Below are 704 nucleotides of genomic sequence, written 5' to 3'. Positions count from 1 at the left end.
GGCGGGGACGACGGCTCCGTGGACGGCCCGGTCCCGGTGCCGGAGTCGCTGTCGGAGTCGGCCGAGGCCCCGTCCGACGGGTCCGCCCCCGTCTCCCCGCCGAGCTTCTCCAGGTCGACCACCTCGTCGGACGGGGGCGCCTGGACCCGTACCGGCTTGTCGAAGTCCGAGAACGCGACCGTGCCCGCGTCGTCCCCGCCGGCCCTGACGACCTTCAGGAGGTAGGGCCTGCCCTCCTTCGTCACGTACGCGGTCGTCGTCTCGCGGCCCTCCTTCTTCACCAGCACGGCGGCGGGGACGGCGTCGTCGAGCTGATGACGGACCGCTGGATCAAGATGCCCGGGAGCGCCATCGACGACATGCGGGGCGTGTGCGACCTCGACGCCATGCTCTCCGAACTCGACGACGGGGAGAAGCCCACCGGCATGACGCTCGGCAAGGACGCCGAGGTCGCCCGTGCAGTTGTCCTGGGAGTCCATGGCCAGGTCGACGGTGACCGGGTCGCCGTCGCTCTCGATCGCCCCGGCCATCCGCAGCGAATCGGCGCCCTTCGTGGCCGCGACCGCCTTGTCCGCGATCCGGTCGGCGCTCAGCCCCTTGAACGGACCGGCCGTCGCGGCGCTCGTCGCCGCCACCGGCTCCTTGCGGTTGCCCGCCGCGCTCCCCGCCCGGACGTCGCCGTCCTGGGAGCAGCCCGCGAGACC

At 73.3% G+C, this 704-nt stretch carries 1 protein-coding gene; it reads right to left on the bottom strand.

Going from position 1 to position 704, the window contains the following annotated elements:
* The coding region (locus EAO77_RS39255; RefSeq protein ID WP_187283593.1) for a hypothetical protein at positions 1–704 on the bottom strand (704 nt) is incomplete at both ends.

It is taken from the genome of Streptomyces sp. T39 (genome assembly GCF_008042045.1).
Classification (GTDB): domain Bacteria; phylum Actinomycetota; class Actinomycetes; order Streptomycetales; family Streptomycetaceae; genus Streptomyces.
The sequence above is the reverse complement of the archived record's forward strand: the minus strand, read 5'-3'. Positions and strand labels throughout refer to the sequence as shown.